The following is an 18,742-nucleotide window of genomic DNA, read 5'->3' as shown; positions in this document are numbered from 1 at the left end:
GTGGGTATTTTACGGCCTGAAAGTGTCCTTAAAAAAACATTCAGATATGACGTTCTCCCGCTGCTTTCGGCTGGTATTTTGCAAAGAGCACCCCAAGGACAGAGGAAAATCACCGAGAGCCGTGTTAAATAGAGACCTAGATAAAAAAGTGATGACAATTTGAACGCTGAGAACGCTGGATAAGTCCGACTCTGATCGAATCTGATCTTAGATATCAAAAGGCAAGATAGCCTGTATCCATAGTAAAAATAGGTAGGACAAATGGACTGACTTTGTTCTCTTCCATTTGGTGATTTTGGCGCCAATTTTTTAAACCTATGGGCGAAAATAATGTGGATAACTTTACTCTTTTGTAAGTATTGAAAAAATATCCTGTAGACGACGTATTTTTTACTAACAATGGTCCTGAAATAGGTTAACGTGGTTTGTCCTCCACCTTTAAGGGCGGACCTGGGGTGGAGACGTCGAATAGAGCGATAACCCAATAATTAAAAAGCGACAGCGGTCCGAGGAAAGAATAATGGCCATTCATGGCAATAGCAGTACATCTGAATGTATTGATAAAGTAGTCGAGCTGGTTCACAAAAAAATAAGTGCTGATAAAGCCCAGATGATTGAACAGTTTGTGCGCACTTTTTATGAAAACGTCCCGCCGGATGATTTGCGTGAAGAGACAGCAGATAACCTCTTTGGGGCGTCACTGGCTCTCTGGGGGCAATTACAGCAGCGCAACGCCGGAGAAACCAAAATAAAGGTCTATAACCCGCGACCTGAAGAACACGGGTGGAAATCGTCCCATACCATTATCGAAGTCGTTAATGACGACATGCCGTTTCTGGTAGATTCAGTTACTGCAGCCCTGGAACGTCTGGATGTCGAAGTACATCTTGTCGTGCACCCCGTTCTCAGCTGTGTCCGCGATGCAAAGGGTAAGTTAAGTGGCATCAATGCAAACGGTGGCGGCAAAGGTATTCTGACAGAATCTGTGATGCACATACAGATTAGTGAACAGGTTGTCGAAAGTCATACACAGATTGCGCATGAACTGACCAAGGTTTTTGAAGACGTCAAAGCCGCCGTCGAAGACTGGCAGCCAATGCTTGGCAAGATGAACGATGTGATTGGTGAGCTTAAAAAATCTCCGCCGTCACTATCCAAAACTGAAATTAGCGAGTCTATTTCTTTTCTGGAATGGATGACCCAGGATAATTTCACTTTCCTTGGATATCGCGAATACAAGTTTGAAGGCGAAGGCACCAATGCGATTTTAAAGGTACATCCTGATTCTTTGGGCTTACTGCGTGATATTGATGTTCATGTTTTTGACGGTCTAAGAGACTTTGGATCTTTGCCAGCAGAAGTCCGGGATTTCATGACCAAGCCTGTTCTGTTGCGTATTACGAAGGCAAACCGTCGTTCAACGGTTCACCGGGCTGTCCACCTTGATACAGTTGCTGTGAAACGTTTTGATGCCAAGGGGCGAGTGATCGGTGAGATTTTGTTTGCGGGCCTTTTGACCTCTACGGCCTATGCTTGTTCACCTAGCGATATTCCGCTGTTGCGCCACAAGGTCAAGAAAGTTCTGGATAAGTCCGGGTTTAAAGCCGGCAGTCATGACAGCAAAGGTTTGACCCATATTCTGGATACCTATCCCCGAGATGAGCTGTTCCAGATTTCCAGTACTGAACTATCTGCGATATCGCATGGTATTCTTCATTTGCAAGAACGCCGCCGGATTGCACTTTTTGTGCGCAAAGATCCTTTTGAGCGGTTTATTTCTTGTCTAACCTATATTCCTCGCGACCGTTTTGATACGGCCTTGCGCCGCAAGATCGGGGAAATTTTATGCAATGCCTATAATGGCCAGATCAGCGCATTCTTTACCCATCTTTCCGACACGGTTCTCGCGCGGGTTCACTTCATTGTTAAAACAACCCGTGGTCAGTTGCCCGATGTTGATGTCAGCGAACTGGAAGCTCGTATTGCAGATGCAGGCCGTTCTTGGGAAGACCGCCTTGAACGGGTTTTGATCGAAGATCGTGGTGAAGAACAGGGTATCCGGGCCATGCGTCGTCTCGGCGCAGCTTTCCCGGTGAATTATCAGGAACACTTTAACGAAAACGATGCGGTTTTTGACATTACCCGGGCCGAAGAGGCGCTTGAGGGTGACGGCTTGGCCATGAATCTGTATCGCCCGCTTGGGGCTGATCCCGAGCAGGTCAGATTCAAAATCTATTTGCGGGATAATCCAGTTCCATTGTCTGATGTCTTGCCGATGTTGGAAAACATGGGACTAAAGGTATTTAGTGAAATTCCCTATCACTTTAATTCCCTTGAAACCGGTGAAAGCGTGTGGATGCACGATTTTAACATGGTGATTTCGGGTGATCAGGAAATTTCAATCTCAAGCCTGCGCGAAGGTTTCCACGAGGCTTTTGCTTCTGTCTGGCATGGGCAGATGGAAAACGACGGTTTTAACAGACTGGTTCTAATTGCGGGTCTGAAAGTTCGTGAAGTTACTATTCTTCGTGCCTATTGCAAGTACCTGCTTCAGGCACAGATTCCTTTTTCTCAAAGCTACATGGAACAGACGCTGGCCAATAATCCGAATATCACCCGGATGCTTGTCGATCTTTTCCTTGTGCGATTTATGGGCAAAGGGACCGAGCGGGACGAACAGCTTGCGGATGATCTGAACAAAAAGATCAACGAAGCTTTGGATGGTGTCAGCAACCTTGATGAAGACAGAATTATTCGTCGTTTCCGCAATGTGATCGAATGTACACTGCGAACAAACTTCTTGCAGAAAACGGAAGAGGGCGATTTTAAATCTTACCTGTCGTTCAAGCTGAATTCGGAAAAAATTACTGATCTTCCGTTGCCTAGACCTTATCGCGAGATCTTTGTCTATAGCCCGGATATAGAAGGCGTGCACCTTCGTTTTGGCCCTGTTGCGCGTGGTGGGTTGCGTTGGTCAGATCGCCGGGAAGATTTCAGAACTGAAATTCTTGGTCTTGTGAAAGCACAGCAGGTCAAAAACTCAGTCATCGTACCTGTGGGATCCAAGGGTGGTTTTGTGGTCAAGAATCCGCCGCCGGCCAGCGAAGGGCGCGAAGCCTTTATCGACTCTGGTATCGAGTGTTATAAAACCTTTATCCGTGGTTTGCTGGACTTGACCGATAATCTGGTGGCTGGCGAAGTTGTGCCACCTGAAAGATTGATTCGTCGCGATGGGGATGACCCCTATCTTGTGGTGGCGGCTGATAAGGGAACGGCAACCTTCTCTGATATCGCAAATGGTGTTTCGGCTGACTATGGTTTCTGGCTGGATGATGCCTTTGCCTCTGGTGGTTCTGCCGGCTATGACCATAAGAAAATGGGTATTACAGCCAAGGGTGCCTGGGAATCTGTGAAACGTCATTTCCGCGAACTGGGTAAGGATATTCAGAACGAACCCTTCACGGCGATCGGTGTTGGCGATATGTCTGGCGATGTGTTCGGGAACGGGATGCTGTTGTCGGACCAAACCAAGCTTGTCGGTGCTTTTAACCATCTGCATATCTTTGTTGATCCCGATCCCGATGTGGCGAAATCCTTTGCCGAGCGCAGGCGTCTTTTTGATTTACCGCGTTCATCCTGGACAGATTATAACGAAAAGCTGATTTCCCAGGGTGGCGGTGTATTTGATCGCAGCGCCAAGTCTTTGAAGATCAGCAAAGAGATGAAAGATCTCTTTGGTATTGCCGAAGACGAACTGGCACCGAATGATCTGCTTCGTGCCATGTTAAAATCAGAGGCTGAATTGCTCTGGTTCGGCGGCATTGGCACCTATGTGAAGCATTCGACCGAAACCAATGGGGATGCCGGGGACCGCGCGAATGATGCGCTGCGTCTCAATGGCAAGGAACTGCGGTGTAAAGTCGTGGGCGAGGGAGCGAACCTGGGGATGACCCACCGGGCGCGTATTGAATATGCGCAAAACGGTGGTCGTGTAAACGCTGACTTCCTGGATAACTCGGCGGGCGTTGATTGTTCTGACCACGAAGTGAATATCAAGATTCTCCTTGGCGCTGTCGAGCAGGACGGTGATATGACACGCAAGCAGCGTGACAAATTGCTGGAATCCATGACTGATGAGGTTGGGGATCTGGTCTTGCGCGATAACTATCTGCAAAGTCAGGCGATTTCGGTCACTGCAAATATCGGCGGACGTCTGCTTGACCGTATTGCCCGCTATATGCGGTCTTTAGAGAAGCAGGGCCTGCTGAACCGGGCCATTGAGTTCCTTCCCGATGACGAGATGGTGCTTGAGCGCATGAAACAGGGCCTTGGTTTTGAACGGCCAGAGCTTGCGACCCTGATGTCTTACAGCAAGATTTCTCTCTATGACGAGTTGTTAGGCTCTAATCTGCCGGATGATTCCTATATGGAAGATACGCTGATTGACTATTTCCCGACGGCCTTGCGGAAAAAGTTTGCCAAACAGATTGGCGAACATCGTCTGCGTCGTGAAATTATTGCTACGGCAGTAACCAATGACATGATCAACCGGGTCGGCATTACCTTTGTCTACGAGGTGAAGGAAAAAACCGGCATGGCGTCCTGCGACATTGCCCGGGCCTATACCATCGCCCGCGAAGTGTTCGATATGAATACGTTGTTTGATATGATCGAAGGCCTGGATAACAAGGCCCCCGCGTCGCTTCAGGCAACGCTTTTGGCGGAATGTGGGCGTCTGATTGAACAGGGCACTGTCTGGTTCCTGCGTCACGGAGCACATCCGCTTGATATCCGAAAAGAGGTCAATTCCTATGGCAAGGAAGTCGGCACGATTGCGGATCAGCTGGAAAAACTACTGTCCAAGGAAAATACGGCACTTCTGAAAAAGAAAATCGCCAACTTCAAAGCACAGGGTGTTCCGGCTGATATCGCCAAGCGGATTGCGGGTCTGCGTCTTCTGACGCCAGCCTGTGATATTGTGCGTCTGGCCCATACCCTGAAAATGCCCGTGGATACCGTTGGCAGCACCTATTTCTCTATCGGGGAACGCTATGGCTTTGACTGGTTGCGCAGTGCGGCCGGTCGTCTGCCAAGTGAATCTGCATGGGATAAACTGGCGGTGACGGCGATTGTGGATGATCTCTATGGTCATCAGGGTGAACTGACAGCCCGGGTACTTGAGGCCGCAGGGAAAACCGATCGTGTTGAGGCCGCTATCAAAGAGTGGGCTGAATCGAAACGCCCATTGGTAAACCGGACCGAACAGATCCTCGCGGAACTGAACGCCGCTGGAAAGCCCGACTACGCCATGTTGGCGGTGGCCAACCGTCAGCTCAAGAACATGGTGTCTTCCTAAGCAACAGTGTTGCTCTGCTTTGATCAGGGCTTGAACTAAATAAGAAAGGCCGGAGCATGTGCTTCGGCCTTTTATACTTTGTTTTCTTTTCTGAAAAGAAAAAGGCCGGAACAAGCGCACCGACCTTAACCCAAAATCACAAAGTGTGTGTACACGAAGTGTATGTTAGGCGTCTTCCAGAACCACAGCGGTGCCATTGACGCTGACCATTAACATGGACCCGCCGATTGATTCATAATCTAGATCAACGCCGATCACGGCGTTGGCGCCAACTTCTTCTGCCTGTTCTATCATATCGTCCATGGCGTGATTCTTGGCACCGCGCAGGGCTTTTTCATAGCCACCTGCACGTCCGCCGAGCACGTCGGTTACCTTGGCAAAGAAGTCCTTTACGAAGTTGGCACCGACGATGGCATCACCGCTGACGATACCTTTATAGGCTACGATGCGTTTTCCCTCGATGGAATCAGTTGTGACGATCTGCATGAAAGCTCCCCCGCTTCTAAAGTGATTTATTGAATAAAATTGCTTCTTCATTCATGCCCGTTTCCTGGAGAAATGGCAATAATTGGGGGAAAATAAACCGGCAAGCAGAGAAGCAGAAGCCCATAAAAACGGTTCCGCTTTTGTCTTTGGATTTGTTTGACTTACCCGATCTGACTCATTTCATTCAGGGTAAAGTTTTCAACGGCCCCGTCGGTTGCGGCCATGTAGGCGGCAAGGTGCGGGGCGTTCATGTGGGTTTGCCACAGCTCGCGGGTTTCCCAACTTTCAAAGAACATAAAATGAGCCGGATCGTCATTATCCTGATGCAGATCGTATTGCAGACATCCATTTTCAGCGCGTGTAATGGGGATCAGTTTTTCCAGCTCGGCTCGTACCAGATCAATCTGATCAGGCTTGGCGTAAATATTGGCAACAATGGCAAGTTTTGTCATGAGCATTTCCGTTTTTGTCGATGTTTTCCAGTGGATATTTTCGTCTAGATATTTCACTTAGTTATCCGGGGATGAATCGAATATATATTTAAGGGGTAATTTAACAAGTATGCACAATTTTGTGCTATACATACAAAAAGTATACTATGAGTGATGCGATACGATATTTATGACTGTTCCAAAGGTTGCCCTGTTGAGGCTGCGTTAGAGATAATCGGCGGCAAGTGGAAAGGCATTGTTCTCTTTCATTTGTTGTCCGGTACCAAACGCTTTAATGAACTACAGCGGGATTGTGGCACAATTACACAACGGATGCTGACCAAACAGCTTCGGGAGTTGGAGGGGGATGGCCTGATCCACCGCGAAGTCTATCCCGTGGTTCCGCCAAAGGTAGAATACAGCTTAACACCAAAGGGCGAGAGCCTGCGGCCTATTTTGTTGGCCTTGGGTGATTGGGGCGCAGAGCATGTACTTGAAACAAAAAGGGATAATTAAATTTAACGCGTGGCGCCAATGTATTTTTCGATGACTTGATGGTCTTTTCCTGCGGCGCGGTATTTGGCAAGGTGTTGGTTAAAGGAATCTCGAAAGCTTTTATTGTTAAACCCGACAGAGGCCTCGACCTTGGGGAAAACGGCATGGGCGTCAAAAACGCTTAGGTCTCTGTTTTTATTTTCTTTTCTGTAAAAATAATAAAAAATGTTCGCATCCAGAACTGCGGCTGAATAGCGTTCCATCAATAAAAGTTCTGGCATTGCGTCAACGTTATTTATTTCGTTATAGGAAATAGCTTTATCTGTGGCATTGGTAAAAACTGTTCCAAAATAACCGCTTGCACCGATAAAGGTGACAACCCTGTGTTCACTCAGAGCGCCCAAGTTTCGAAATTTATCTTGGTTTTTGCTGAGGGTAAAAACAGTTGGCTTGTATTCTATGATTGCGTCTGACGTGTAATAACCATCCCGATCTGTTTCAAGGAAAACAGGCACGGCAACATCGGCATCACCCCGGGTGACCATGGCCAATGCGCGTTTGGTGGGCACAAAACTGACGGTGGATGGGTGCCCCATTTCATCCAGAACACCCCGCAGGATATCCAGATCCATGCCACCTTCCTCAGCGGCGATTACATGTGGCGGATAGTCTGTGGCGACTATGCGTATGGTTTGTCCGGTTGATATGTCTTGCGCAGAGACACTGCTTAACAATACCCCAGAGATCATGCAGCAAAACAGGATGAGAAAGAGACCCGTTAACGGGGCAACATACTGGTTTAGCAATAGAAACAAACCTCTTACCGGAGTGTTACCTGTGGGCAAGCTTGCCTCCCCAAATTTGCCTGTCCATAAACTAACTGTCCAAACGTTATTTGTCTTGGGCACAACTTTAGCGCAAGTTTATCAACTATACATTAAAGCTGGCTTGATTATGTTGTTACCGACATAGACTTGGTAGCTCACAAATAGAGTATGGGTAAGGGCTAATTGTTAGGGGAGATTAAAAATCAGGAGCTTAAAAAATCCAGACTCAAAATGCTATCCTTCAAGGAAAAGCCTTGTCCCTTTTCTTTCTGCTTTCCCAAAGTCGCCAATGCCATTAAACAACATTCAGTACCCAAGTTGAGTCATTCAAATTCCTGAAAAAAGCAGAACAGGCGCAATTCATGGCAAAGAATGCCACCATCTATAAAGTAGAACTTTCCGTTGCTGATATGGATCGTCACTATTACGAGACCCATAATCTCACCGTTGCCAAGCACCCTTCGGAAACCGATGAGCGTTTGATGCTGCGCGTGTTGAGCTTTGCCCTGAACGCCCACGAGCAACTGGAATTTACCCGGGGTCTGTCCACAGAGGATGAACCGGACCTGTGGCAAAAAAGCCTGAGTGGCGAGATCGATCTGTGGATCGCGCTGGGCATGCCGGGGGAAAAAATCGTGCGCCAGTCCTGTGGCAAGGCCAACAAGGTCATAATCTATTGTTACGGCGGCTCAACAGCAGAGATGTGGTGGGAGAAGGTCAAAAACAGCACCACGCGGTTTGATAATCTCGAGGTGATAAACTTCTCACGAGAAGACACTCGCGCCCTGGCCGACCTCGCCAACCGCTCCATGCGTCTGTCCGTCACTATTCAGGACGGCGACGTTATGGTTGCGATTGATGACAGTACGCTGCATGTGACGCCGATGAGGTGGAAAAAGCTTTAGGCTACAGGCTTTCGCTGTATCAGAATGTTTCTTCTGCGCCAAAGAACTCTACCTCTCGCCATAAAAAAACAATGCTGTATGATAGGGTCGAATTTTATGGTGTTGCCAACTTTTATGGTGTCGCCAGTCTGGGTATAAAAAACTCAAGAAAGGCGTTCAATTTGGCAGGCTTGTGCTCTCGCTCAGGGTAAACGGTGAAAAGCAGTTTTTCCGGCATGACAAAATCCGGCAACAGTTCGATGAGACGACCGGCTTTTAAGTCGGGATTGGCGAGAAATCGAGGGATGCGTGCAATCCCCATTCCCTTGAGAGCCGCATCGTGAACAGCTTCGCTGCTATCGGACAGGAAGTTTCCGGATACCTCCACCTCAAATGAAATGCCGTCATGGTTAAAAACCCAATAAGGTGTGTTTTCGGAATGATGATAGAAAAGGCAGTTGTGTGCTGACAAGTCCTGTGGGTGTTGGACCGCCCCGTGATGCTCAAGATAGTGAGGTGCTGCGCATAGCACACTTGTCAGCGCGCCAACCTTGCGTACGATATAGCTGCCGGAAGAAATGTGGCGGCCAGTAATGGCAACATCGAGATTTGCGTCCAACAGGTCGGGAATCTTGTCATCCAGGAACAAACTGATTTTCAGATTTGGAAATTGATCCAGAAATTCAGGTATGAGTGGCGAAACATGAAGCTTTCCGTATGACATAGGCGCATGTACCCTCAGGTGCCCCTCGGGAGATGATTGATGACTTTTGACGGCATCAACTGCATTCTCTGCAGATAACAAAGCCGATTGGGCATGTATGAGGAACTCGTTACCCGCCTCGGTTAGTGACAGCGCGCGTGTGGTACGGTAAAGAAGTTTAACCTGTAAACTGTCTTCCAGACGGGCGATACGTCGACTGGCTGCCGAGCTTGTAATGCCCAAAATCGCGGACGCTCCTGCAAAGCTGCCCGCCCTGGCAACCGCTACAAATGTTTCCATGTCCAACAGCTTCATGTGTTTACCTGCAATCGTTCCGTCGGGATGAAACGCACCATGCACAGGCTAATGAGTGCGAACAAACCAAATGCTGATGCAAGCGACAGTACCGAGTTGTGGTGGATATTGCCAACCATAATGGCCAGCGGTACCGATATGAGTGTGGTCAGTGCACCAACCAGCGCAGCACCTGTTCCTGCGACAGTTCCCAGAGATTTCATGGCCAAAGCGTTGAGATTGCTTACCAAAATGCCAAAGCAGAACATCATCGCCATCAGATATACGAGCAGGACGGGCAGGGCTGGATCGCTGGGCGATATAGCAATGATGCCGACTAAAACCGTGGATCCGGCTATCATACCAAATAATCCAAATGCAGAGAGGCGCTCCAGACCGACGGCGACGACGACTCGTCCGTTGATAAATGATGCCGATGCCAGACTCAAAGACATCAGAGCAAAATAAAAGGGATATTGATTTCCCAAGCCGTATTGAAACTCAAAAATTTGTTGGGACAGATTCAGATAGGCAATGAACGCACCAGACACAATACCAAGGGTAGCCGCGTGTACCATAGCAGCGCGGTTCGACAGAACGTCGCGCAAATTGACAAGCACAGGGCGAAATGAAAAGCCCGTTCTTGCTGACGTGGGATGGCTCTCGGGCAAGCGACATGCAAACCAGAGCGCGGCCAGCATTGTCCCGGCGACAAAAACCACAAACAGCATGCGCCAATCAGAGGCGACGATCACCGCTTGACCAATATAGGGTGATACGGTGGGAACCAATGCAAAGATCATCATAATGAATGACATGATTCGCGCCATGCCCGAGCCTTCAAAACGGTCCCGTATAATGGCGACTGTGATGACCCTGGGTGCCCCCAGACCGAAGCCCTGAATAATCTGTCCGAATATCAGCAATGGAAATGTCGGGGCACTCCAGGACACCAGTGTACCCACGACAAAAATCCCCAGACCAGCGAGCATTGCCGGTTTTCTGCCCAAGTTGTCTGAGATCGCGCCAAAGGTGATTTGGCCAAATGCCAGCCCGACATACAACAGCGATACCGTTAACCCAACCTGTGTTGGTGTATCCAATCCGAAATGTCGGGTGATGTCTGCAAAGGCAGGCAAGATCATATTTATCGCCATTGCTACAATTGCCATCAACGTGGCGATTAGAATGATGAATTCTATCTCAAAACGACGGTTGGGTTGGTCCATGGTGTTAACTCCGGAAATCTGTAGGAGTTAACAATAGAATTGATTCAAGACGACCAAAATATCATTAATAAGAACTATACTAGTTCCATTTGGGAAGTAATGTTTTGTGGTGCCTTTTCATTCAGGACGGCGACGTCGTGGTCGCGATTGATGACAGTACGTTGCATGTGACGCACGTCAGATGGAAAAGCGCTAGTTAGCCCGAGATGAATTAAAAGAAAAATGTCTTAGGGTGTATCCCATAAAGGGATTGCGAACATTAACACACTATTAGCATGACGAAAATTTTCTAGTTGATTTGCGAATGCATATGATGCTTTTTCTCCGTGCAGAAAATTGTTTCTCAGCCGATTGATAATTAATAATAATCCAAGCAAAATATTTTGGCTGGATACATCTACCTCAAGAAGTGCATTTCTTACGTATTGTTGATAGTCGCTGTGAACTCTAAGTTGATCAAATGCATACGTTCCTTGACCGTTGTCATTATAGTAACGTCCAGAGAAGTAATGTTTAGCTTGTTGAATTCCATTCTCATCTATATCGGCAGTTAGGTTTTCAATTGCTCTGCAAATTCTCTCTGGCGTAGCATTTGGACGCTCGCCATTTTGGCCAGTTGCTTGCAACTCGAATATAGACCACAAGATTGGAAAATCTCTTATAGCTTTCTTCTCTTGGGGTGTGAGATTGCTCCAACCTTCAAAATGCATATTTAGCCATTGAGCAGGGTCTGTCATTTTGCACCTAGAAATGCCTTAGTGTGAGTTGCTAATTATTATACACAATTAAATTTAATACTATCATTAGCATTTCAATAATTTAAACCTAAAACTCCTTCCATCTGGCACTCGCTCTAAAAATCCACTATGGTGGAAATTCCACTAAAGGGGTTTTAGGTAAGGTATGAGTACGAAACGCAAGGGTGTGCCGCAGATCGGGGATAAGGTGCGGGATGCGCGCAAGGAAAAGAAGCTGACGCTGGATCAGCTGGCGAAGCTTTCGGGGGTGTCCAAGTCCATGCTCTCGCAGATAGAGCGCGGACAGGCCAACCCGACCTTTGCGACGCTCTGGAGCCTGACGCAAAGCTTTGGCATGGATATCTATGAACTGCTAGAGGGCGCGCCGCGCGAGCCGGAAGTGGTCAAGATAGAGGCCGTGCCCGCGAACCTGACGCCCACCATGTCCAGCCCGGATGGCAGCTGTGTGATGCGTATTCTCTCCCCCGTTGAAAATGCTGCGCTGTGCGAGTGGTACGAACTGAGCTTCGAAGCCGCCGGGGCCTTGCGCTCTGCCCCCCATGCCGAAGGAACCCGCGAACACCTGACGGTGCTGTCGGGGCGCATAGAGGTTGAGTCCGCGGGCGATACAGAAACTGTCGAAGCCGGCGGCACCGCCCGCTACCCCGCCGATTGCGACCATGCCCTGATCAACGTGGGCGACGGCAACGCTGTTGCCTTGCTGGTGGTCGAACGGCTACAGGGGCTGTAAAATTCGGGCGGTATGTTAACGCGTAGGCTATTTATATGAAAAGGCATCTACTTCGACCTGCTCGTGTCGTATAGATGCCTTTTCTTGATGTAAGTGCTGGTAAATCTCTATCTTGTGATTCGGGCCAGCCAACGATCCAAGCCAACGATCCAAGCCAACGACCCAAGGTAACGACCCAGGAAATAATGTTTTGCCGGACTTCTATCCTGTCGTAGATGGCCTTGTAACTGGCCCAAAACAGGCCACAAAAAAAATCAGCCCAAAAATCAAATAACGCCTGTGACGAGGTCAAAGCCTTCGTCTTTCCAACCTTCGATACCACCGATCAGCTCTTTGACCTGATAGCCCAGTTTGGCGAGGCGTATGGCGGCTTTGTTGGCGCCGTTACAGTGGGGGCCAGCGCAATAGACGACGAACAGGGTATCGTCGGGAAAACCGCGCATTTTGCGGGCGATGATCTTGCCGTGGGGCAAGTTGATGGCCTTGGGAATGTGTCCGGCCTCGTAGAGATCCGGTGATCGTACATCCAGCAAAACAAAATCCTGTTCCTGTTCGTTCAGCGCATGATGCGTGTCCCAGCAATCGGTTTCCAGACGCAGGCGGCGCTCGAAATGCATTAGCGCTTCTTCGGGAGGTGCGGCGGGAACGAGGGCGACATTAGACGGCATTTCTTTTCTCCAAAATCTTCGTGTTCAGGTGGTGATGAAAATGATCATAGGGCGTGTTTTTACGCTTGCCTATTGGCATAAATGACTATATTAATATAAATAATGCCAATTAATTCAGATAGTGAAAAATCTGCCATGAATAAAAAATCTCGCCAGAAACTAGTCCCGCAATCAGTTCAGAAGACGATCTCAAAAAAGAACTTGGAAACCTCTCAAGAAATAGCTGTGAAGAAGGCAAACCACCTTGTTGCGGCGGTGGTCTATGACGGTCTCTGTACCTTTGAATACGGCATGGTTGTAGAGGCTTTTGGTCTGGACCGCCCCGAGTTTGATGACTGGTATGACTTCACGACCTGCTCGGCAGACAGCGGGCCGTGCCGCGCCATTGGTGGGCTACAGGTGACGGCGGAAAAGGGGCTGGAAGTGCTGGAAAAGGCGGACACCATCGTGGTGCCGGGCTGGCGCTCTGTGCACGAACGCCCGCCCGAGGCGTTATTGGAAGCCATCTGGGCGGCCTATTATCGCGGGGCCAGAATTGTGTCGATCTGTTCCGGTGTCTTTGTGCTGGCGGCGGCGGGAATCCTGCGCAATCAAAAGGTCACGACACACTGGCGCTATGCGGATCTTTTGGCAGAGACATACCCTGATTTACACGTTGATCCCAATGTCCTCTTTATTGATGAGGGGCGAATCATGACTTCGGCGGGGTCCGCCGCGGGACTCGACCTCTGTTTGAATATTATCCGCAACGACTTTGGCCCTGCCGTAGCGAACAAGGTCGCCAAACGTCTGGTGCTTCCGGCACAGCGCGATGGCGGACAGGCGCAGTTTATCGACCGCCCACAGGTGCGGAGAGAACTGGCGATGGATGACCTTCTGGCCTGGATCAGAAAGCACCTGCACACGCCGCTGCGGGTCGAAGAGCTGGCCAGACGCGCGCATATGAGTCTGCGCACTTTTATCCGGCGATTCAAGGAAGCAACGGGGCTGCCCCCGGCCAAGTGGATGATTCAGGAACGCCTGGCGCTGGCCTGTACCTGTCTGGAAGAAACCGCGATGTCTGTGGAAGAAATCGCCTCGCACTGTGGTTTTGGCCTCGCCGATACCCTGCGCCATCACTTCCGTGATCAAATGGGAATCAGCCCGACCCGATACCGCCAGAACTACCAGATCCTCTAATCTGTGGCAGCGCCACGGGCTTTATTTGGGGATGAGTTTGCGGCTTTGGTTCAGTTTATCGCAGTAGCGCGTTTGTTTGTGATTCAAGCCTTAAGCTGCGGTGTTACGACTCTTTAGAGCCTTCTGAATCATCACGATCACGGGCGTATTGTTTTGTGTGGGGAAAGGCGGGCAAGGAGGCTTCGCGGCGCAGGGTCCAGCTTTCATAGTCGGGTGCAAACTGGTCAGGGGCATCCAGCGTGCCAAGGTGCACTTCGATCTCATCTCCCGTCTGTGCAAAAACCGATGATCCGCAATCAGGGCAGAAATGCCGCCCCTTATAGGCGCGGGTTTTGCCGTCGACGGTGACAGCAGTTTGCGGGAATATAGCGGCGGCATAGAAAAGTGCGCCATGATGTTTCCGGCAATCAAGACAGTGACAGACCCCGACCCGATCGGGCCTTCCCGACGCCACAAGCCGGACCTTGCCACAGAGGCATCCCCCGGTGAAGAGTTCCGCTTCTGTGAACTGTTACATGCTGAGGCTCCTGTTGTTCAGGCTGATTCCTGTGTTCGGCCTAATATAGCTGATATTGTACCTGCGCAGTATGCTAGTATTCCTGATAACGACGATAGGGGAAACAGCAGCCTTGTTAGCATTCTTGAAGCACTGTTCTCAGGTTACGGGTAAAATTCTGGGCAGTACTGGGCAGTAAGTGGCTTGACGAATCCCTTATACTAGATAATATATCTATTATATTGAACTTCCATTGAAACGGGATCGCGACGGGTTATGAGCAAGTCCATTATCAAGCATCTAACGGGTGAAATCGCCACCTTGAAGGAATCAGGCCTCTACAAGGCTGAACGGGTGATTGAATCATCCCAGTCTTCGGCGATCAAGGTCCAGTCCTCTGGCGATGTTTTGAATTTTTGTGCCAATAACTATCTTGGTCTGTCCAATGATTCTGCTTTGGTGGCCGCGGCGCAAAAGGCGCTGGATGACTATGGTTTCGGGCTTTCCTCCGTACGTTTTATCTGTGGCACCCAGGGCATTCATAAAGAGCTTGAAGACCGCCTTTCCCGCTTTCTGGGACAGGAAGACACCATTCTCTATTCCTCTTGTTTTGATGCCAACGCTGGTCTGTTTGAAACGATCCTCGGGGCCGAAGATGCGGTGATCAGTGATGCCTTGAATCATGCCAGTATCATCGACGGGGTTCGCCTCTGCAAAGCCAAGCGTTATCGCTATGCCAACAGTGATATGGACGAGCTGGAACGCTGCCTGAAAGAGGCACAGGACCAGCGTTTCCGTCTAATCGTGACAGACGGCGTCTTTTCTATGGATGGTTACATTGCCAACCTGCCCGCAATCTGTGATCTGGCGGACAAGTACGACGCACTGGTGATGGTGGACGACAGCCATTCCGTCGGGTTTATGGGGCCAAACGGTGCCGGAACGCCGGATTACTGGGGCCTGCGCGACCGCGTGGATATCATTACAGGCACGTTGGGCAAAGCGCTGGGCGGGGCGTCTGGCGGCTATACCTCTGCGAAAAAAGAGATTGTGGACTGGTTGCGCCAGCGCTCGCGCCCCTATCTCTTCTCCAACTCTCTGGCCCCGGTGATCACAGCAACGACTCTTGCAGTATTGGATCTGGTGGAAAACGGGCAGGACCTGCGCGCCAAGCTGGTGGAAAACAGCAACCATTTCCGCAAAGGTATGGCCGAGCTGGGTTTTGATTTGCTCCCGGGCGAGCACCCCATTATCCCGGTGATGATCGGCGATGCCGCCCTTGCCACCAAATTGGCAGATGCGCTGCTGCAACGGGGCATCTATGTCATCGGCTTCTCGTTCCCCGTGGTGCCAAAAGGCGAGGCGCGCATCCGCACCCAGATGTCTGCAGCCCACACAAAGGAACAGATCGACCGGGCCATCAAAGCCTTCGGCGAAGCCGGAAAAGAACTGGGGATAATATAAGAAGTAAACCAAATTGCTGGTGCAATTTGGCAAGTCCGACCGGACGCCCGAGTTTATACGAGGTAAGCCTTAGTGGCGTTTGAGCGCAATACGTCCTCTCGGGGGACGGTACAAACCTAACCCAGATCCTATCCAGGATCTGGCAAGTGCGAATGCACGCCCGGAACGAAGTGAGGACAAGCATGCGCGGCACTTGAGCGCAATACGCTTTCTTGAGAAGCGGTATAAAACCAAATCCAGATTGAATATTCTCAATCTGGCAAGCGTGACTACGCGCCCGAGCTTATGCGAGAACAAGCCTTAGTGGCGCTTGAACGATAGAGAAGTTCTCTATTTAGAGAACAGAGCGATAACCATAAACCAGCCACTGGCTGGTTGGAGTTTAGATATGAAAACCTTGGCGAAGTTAAAGGCAGAACCCGGCATCTGGATGCGCGATGAAGCCAAACCGGAAATCGGCCCCAATGATGTGCTGATCAAGATCCGCAAGTCGTCGATCTGTGGCACCGATGTGCATATCTATAACTGGGATGACTGGGCCAAGGCCACGATTCCTGTCGGCATGACCGTGGGGCATGAGTACGTGGGGACCATCGAAGAGGTAGGCAGTCAGGTTTCACATCTGGAAATCGGACAGCGGGTCTCGGGCGAAGGCCATCTGACCTGTGGACATTGCCGCAACTGTCGGGCGGGGCGGCGTCATCTCTGTCGCAATACCGAAGGCGTCGGCGTGAATCGCACAGGCTCCTTTGCCGAGTATCTCTGCCTGCCGGCCAGTAACGTCTTTATCCTGCCCGATGATATTTCTGACGATATTGCGGCAATCCTCGATCCCTTTGGCAATGCGGCCCATACCGCGCTGTCCTTTGATGTGGTGGGCGAGGACGTGCTGATCACAGGGGCTGGCCCCATCGGCATCATGGCCGCCGCAATCTGCCGCCATGTCGGTGCCCGCCACGTGGTGATTACCGATATTAATCCCTACCGTCTGGAACTGGCCAAGAAGATGGGCATCAAGCATGCTGTCAATGTCACGGAAAGCTCAATCGAAGAGGTTATGGCCGACCTCGGCATGACAGAGGGCTTTGACGTTGGCCTTGAAATGTCTGGCAGTGAACCCGCCTTTAACGGGATGCTTGGCGCCATGAACCACGGTGGCCGCATTGCCATGCTCGGCATTCCCCCCGGGCGCATGGGCATTGACTGGAACGAAGTGATCTTCAAGGGCCTCGTGATTAAGGGCATCTATGGCCGCGAAATGTTCGAAACCTGGTACAAAATGGCCGCCCTGATCCAAGGCGGCCTAGACCTGACCCCGATCATTACTCACCACTACAGCATCGACGACTTCCAGCAAGGCTTTGACATCATGCGTTCCGGCAACTCCGGCAAGGTGATACTGGATTGGGGTGTGGATTGAAGTTTTGATACTGCTTTATTAACAGGATACACTGGCATCGTTTAAATACGATGGCTTAAGCTGGGGCAGGTTCAGTGGAGAAGAAAGTAAAACCCAAAGATCAAGAAGCACTTGGCCTTTTGTTGCGTAAACGGCAAGCAGGGCGGTTTATGTCTAATGATGAAATGAAATCCCGCCTACAGACTTTGATTGACAATAAGCGTCGAGCTTTGAAGCTGGCGTGTTGAAATTTCAATTAGATGCTTTGCCTACCTTCATGTAGCACACTGCTTTCAGCAGGTATAATTACTTCCCTAATCATCGTTACAATCCATTAAAATCCTGCTATCTATTCCCCTGTGTCACAAATAAATTCTGACTCAGGGCGAGCACATGGATAATCTTTCGGCGATGGGCATCTTTGTGAAGGTGGTGAACGAGGGCAGCTTTTCGGCGGCGGCGCGGGCGGCTTCCTTGACTCCTTCGGCGGTGAGCAAACAGGTCGGGCGGTTGGAAGATCGCCTCGGGGCGCGGCTTTTTAATCGCACAACGCGCCATCTTTCCCTGACGGAAGTCGGCAAGGGCTTCTATGAGCGTTGCTGTCAGATTCTGGTGGACGTGGAAGAGGCCGAGGATGCGGTAGCAAACCTGCATGCCGCGCCGCGGGGAACCCTGAAAATAAACGTACCCGTTGCTTTTGGACGCCTGTGGATTACCGGGCTTATTCCTGAATTTATGAGCCTCTATCCCGAAATCAAGTTGGATCTCAATCTACAGGACCGCTTTGTGGATCTGTTGAGTGAAGGCTATGACCTTGCCGTGCGCATTGGCGATCTGGAAGATTCCAGCCTGATCGCACGCAAGCTGGCGGCCAATCGCCGGGTGGTCTGTGCTTCGCCGGAATACCTCAAAAAGCACGGCGCACCAAAACATCCGAAGGATTTGGAAAATCATGATTGCCTGATCTATGCTTCACGTGCCTTTCGCAACGACTGGCGCTTTGAAGGACCAGACGGCGCAGAGCTGGTCCATGTCAGTGGCGCCGTGGAAACCAACAACCCCGAAGTTATCATGGATCTGACCTGCAAAAACATGGGGATCAGCCTGCTCCCCCTCTGGCTGGTTGGCCCCGCCATTCGCCAGGCCCATATGGTCGAAGTTCTACCTGACTACCACGTTCCCGACAGCGCTATCTACGCCATCTACCCCCCGGGTCGCCACCTGTCCCCCAAAGTCCGCGTCTTCGTGGACTTCATGGTGGAAAAATTCAACCTGCCCGAAAACCACTTTATCTAAGGGGCATTGCCCCTTTTTCAGACCGTTGACAAACCCCGTCGATTTTC

Annotated in this window: 17 protein-coding genes and 1 pseudogene; 9 read left to right on the top strand and 9 right to left on the bottom strand. The window is 50.2% G+C overall.

Features of this window, described 5'->3' with window-relative positions; translation table 11 throughout:
* The first annotated feature begins 520 nt into the window (after positions 1 to 520).
* Positions 521 to 5,356 carry an NAD-glutamate dehydrogenase gene (locus tag WH95_RS08225; protein WP_046505518.1) on the top strand — a complete coding sequence of 1,612 codons (4,836 nt, stop codon included), beginning with the start codon at positions 521 to 523 and terminating at the stop codon, positions 5,354 to 5,356.
* A gap of 165 nt (positions 5,357 to 5,521) precedes the next feature.
* On the opposite strand, the gene WH95_RS08220 is transcribed toward WH95_RS08225, so the two are convergent.
* The gene (locus WH95_RS08220; RefSeq protein WP_046505515.1) at positions 5,522 to 5,842 is read right to left on the bottom strand and encodes a YbjQ family protein; all 321 of its coding nucleotides are present in this window, start codon (positions 5,840 to 5,842) and stop codon (positions 5,522 to 5,524) included.
* Positions 5,843 to 6,003: 161 nt separating this feature from the next.
* The gene (locus WH95_RS08215; RefSeq protein WP_218044474.1) at positions 6,004 to 6,351 is read right to left on the bottom strand and encodes a putative quinol monooxygenase; all 348 of its coding nucleotides are present in this window, start codon (positions 6,349 to 6,351) and stop codon (positions 6,004 to 6,006) included.
* A 96-nt stretch (positions 6,352 to 6,447) separates the two neighbouring features.
* On the opposite strand from WH95_RS08215, the gene WH95_RS08210 reads away from it, so the two are divergent.
* Complete coding sequence (locus WH95_RS08210) at positions 6,448 to 6,789, top strand: winged helix-turn-helix transcriptional regulator (RefSeq protein WP_046505513.1); 342 nt, start codon at positions 6,448 to 6,450, stop codon at positions 6,787 to 6,789.
* A 2-nt stretch (positions 6,790 to 6,791) separates the two neighbouring features.
* On the opposite strand, the gene WH95_RS08205 is transcribed toward WH95_RS08210, so the two are convergent.
* Positions 6,792 to 7,613, bottom strand: coding sequence for a substrate-binding periplasmic protein (locus tag WH95_RS08205; RefSeq protein ID WP_157845921.1), 822 nt, complete (start codon positions 7,611 to 7,613; stop codon positions 6,792 to 6,794).
* Between the two features lie 344 nt (positions 7,614 to 7,957).
* On the opposite strand from WH95_RS08205, the gene WH95_RS08195 reads away from it, so the two are divergent.
* Positions 7,958 to 8,500 (top strand): YaeQ family protein, encoded by a 543-nt coding sequence (locus tag WH95_RS08195; protein WP_046505507.1) that lies wholly within the window; start codon positions 7,958 to 7,960, stop codon positions 8,498 to 8,500.
* Between the two features lie 112 nt (positions 8,501 to 8,612).
* Here WH95_RS08195 and WH95_RS08190 read toward each other — a convergent pair whose 3' ends face one another.
* From WH95_RS08190 to WH95_RS20520, 3 genes are all read right to left on the bottom strand, one after another.
* The gene (locus WH95_RS08190) at positions 8,613 to 9,497 is read right to left on the bottom strand and encodes a LysR family transcriptional regulator (protein WP_046505505.1); all 885 of its coding nucleotides are present in this window, start codon (positions 9,495 to 9,497) and stop codon (positions 8,613 to 8,615) included.
* On the bottom strand, positions 9,494 to 10,705 hold the full coding sequence (locus WH95_RS08185; RefSeq protein WP_046505503.1) for a multidrug effflux MFS transporter: 1,212 nt from the start codon (positions 10,703 to 10,705) through the stop codon (positions 9,494 to 9,496). The genes WH95_RS08190 and WH95_RS08185 overlap by 4 nt, the downstream gene beginning before the upstream one ends.
* A 227-nt stretch (positions 10,706 to 10,932) precedes the next feature.
* Positions 10,933 to 11,442 (bottom strand): hypothetical protein, encoded by a 510-nt coding sequence (locus tag WH95_RS20520; RefSeq protein WP_052741880.1) that lies wholly within the window; start codon positions 11,440 to 11,442, stop codon positions 10,933 to 10,935.
* A 166-nt stretch (positions 11,443 to 11,608) separates the two neighbouring features.
* Here WH95_RS20520 and WH95_RS08175 point away from each other — a divergent pair, with 166 nt between their 5' ends.
* Entirely contained in the window at positions 11,609 to 12,193 is a 585-nt protein-coding gene (locus WH95_RS08175; RefSeq protein ID WP_046505501.1) for a helix-turn-helix domain-containing protein, read from the top strand.
* 266 nt (positions 12,194 to 12,459) lie between these two features.
* Here WH95_RS08175 and WH95_RS08170 read toward each other — a convergent pair whose 3' ends face one another.
* Positions 12,460 to 12,861: a rhodanese-like domain-containing protein gene (locus WH95_RS08170; RefSeq protein ID WP_046505499.1), complete on the bottom strand. Its 402-nt coding sequence runs from the start codon at positions 12,859 to 12,861 to the stop codon at positions 12,460 to 12,462.
* A gap of 135 nt (positions 12,862 to 12,996) precedes the next feature.
* On the opposite strand from WH95_RS08170, the gene ftrA reads away from it, so the two are divergent.
* Complete coding sequence (gene ftrA / locus WH95_RS08165) at positions 12,997 to 14,040, top strand: transcriptional regulator FtrA (RefSeq protein WP_218044473.1); 1,044 nt, start codon at positions 12,997 to 12,999, stop codon at positions 14,038 to 14,040.
* Positions 14,041 to 14,143: 103 nt separating this feature from the next.
* On the opposite strand, the gene WH95_RS21925 is transcribed toward ftrA, so the two are convergent.
* On the bottom strand, positions 14,144 to 14,293 hold the full coding sequence (locus WH95_RS21925) for a hypothetical protein (protein WP_455349778.1): 150 nt from the start codon (positions 14,291 to 14,293) through the stop codon (positions 14,144 to 14,146).
* Positions 14,294 to 14,494: pseudogene (locus tag WH95_RS21920) on the bottom strand (GFA family protein); the annotation flags it as partial.
* A gap of 318 nt (positions 14,495 to 14,812) precedes the next feature.
* Here WH95_RS21920 and WH95_RS08155 point away from each other — a divergent pair.
* The 4 genes from WH95_RS08155 to WH95_RS08145 all read left to right on the top strand — a co-directional run bounded on the left by WH95_RS08155 (position 14,813) and on the right by WH95_RS08145 (position 18,695).
* Positions 14,813 to 16,000, top strand: a complete 1,188-nt coding sequence (locus WH95_RS08155; RefSeq protein WP_046505494.1) for a glycine C-acetyltransferase — start codon at positions 14,813 to 14,815, stop codon at positions 15,998 to 16,000.
* A 388-nt stretch (positions 16,001 to 16,388) separates the two neighbouring features.
* Positions 16,389 to 17,420, top strand: a complete 1,032-nt coding sequence (tdh, locus tag WH95_RS08150; protein WP_046505492.1) for an L-threonine 3-dehydrogenase — start codon at positions 16,389 to 16,391, stop codon at positions 17,418 to 17,420.
* Between the two features lie 74 nt (positions 17,421 to 17,494).
* On the top strand, positions 17,495 to 17,647 hold the full coding sequence (locus WH95_RS21270) for a hypothetical protein (protein ID WP_157845920.1): 153 nt from the start codon (positions 17,495 to 17,497) through the stop codon (positions 17,645 to 17,647).
* A gap of 145 nt (positions 17,648 to 17,792) precedes the next feature.
* Positions 17,793 to 18,695 carry a LysR substrate-binding domain-containing protein gene (locus tag WH95_RS08145; RefSeq protein WP_046505489.1) on the top strand — a complete coding sequence of 301 codons (903 nt, stop codon included), beginning with the start codon at positions 17,793 to 17,795 and terminating at the stop codon, positions 18,693 to 18,695.
* Positions 18,696 to 18,742: the final 47 nt, after the last annotated feature.

This window comes from Kiloniella litopenaei (genome assembly GCF_000982415.1).
Classification (GTDB): domain Bacteria; phylum Pseudomonadota; class Alphaproteobacteria; order Kiloniellales; family Kiloniellaceae; genus Kiloniella; species Kiloniella litopenaei.
The sequence above is the reverse complement of the archived record's forward strand: the minus strand, read 5'-3'. Positions and strand labels throughout refer to the sequence as shown.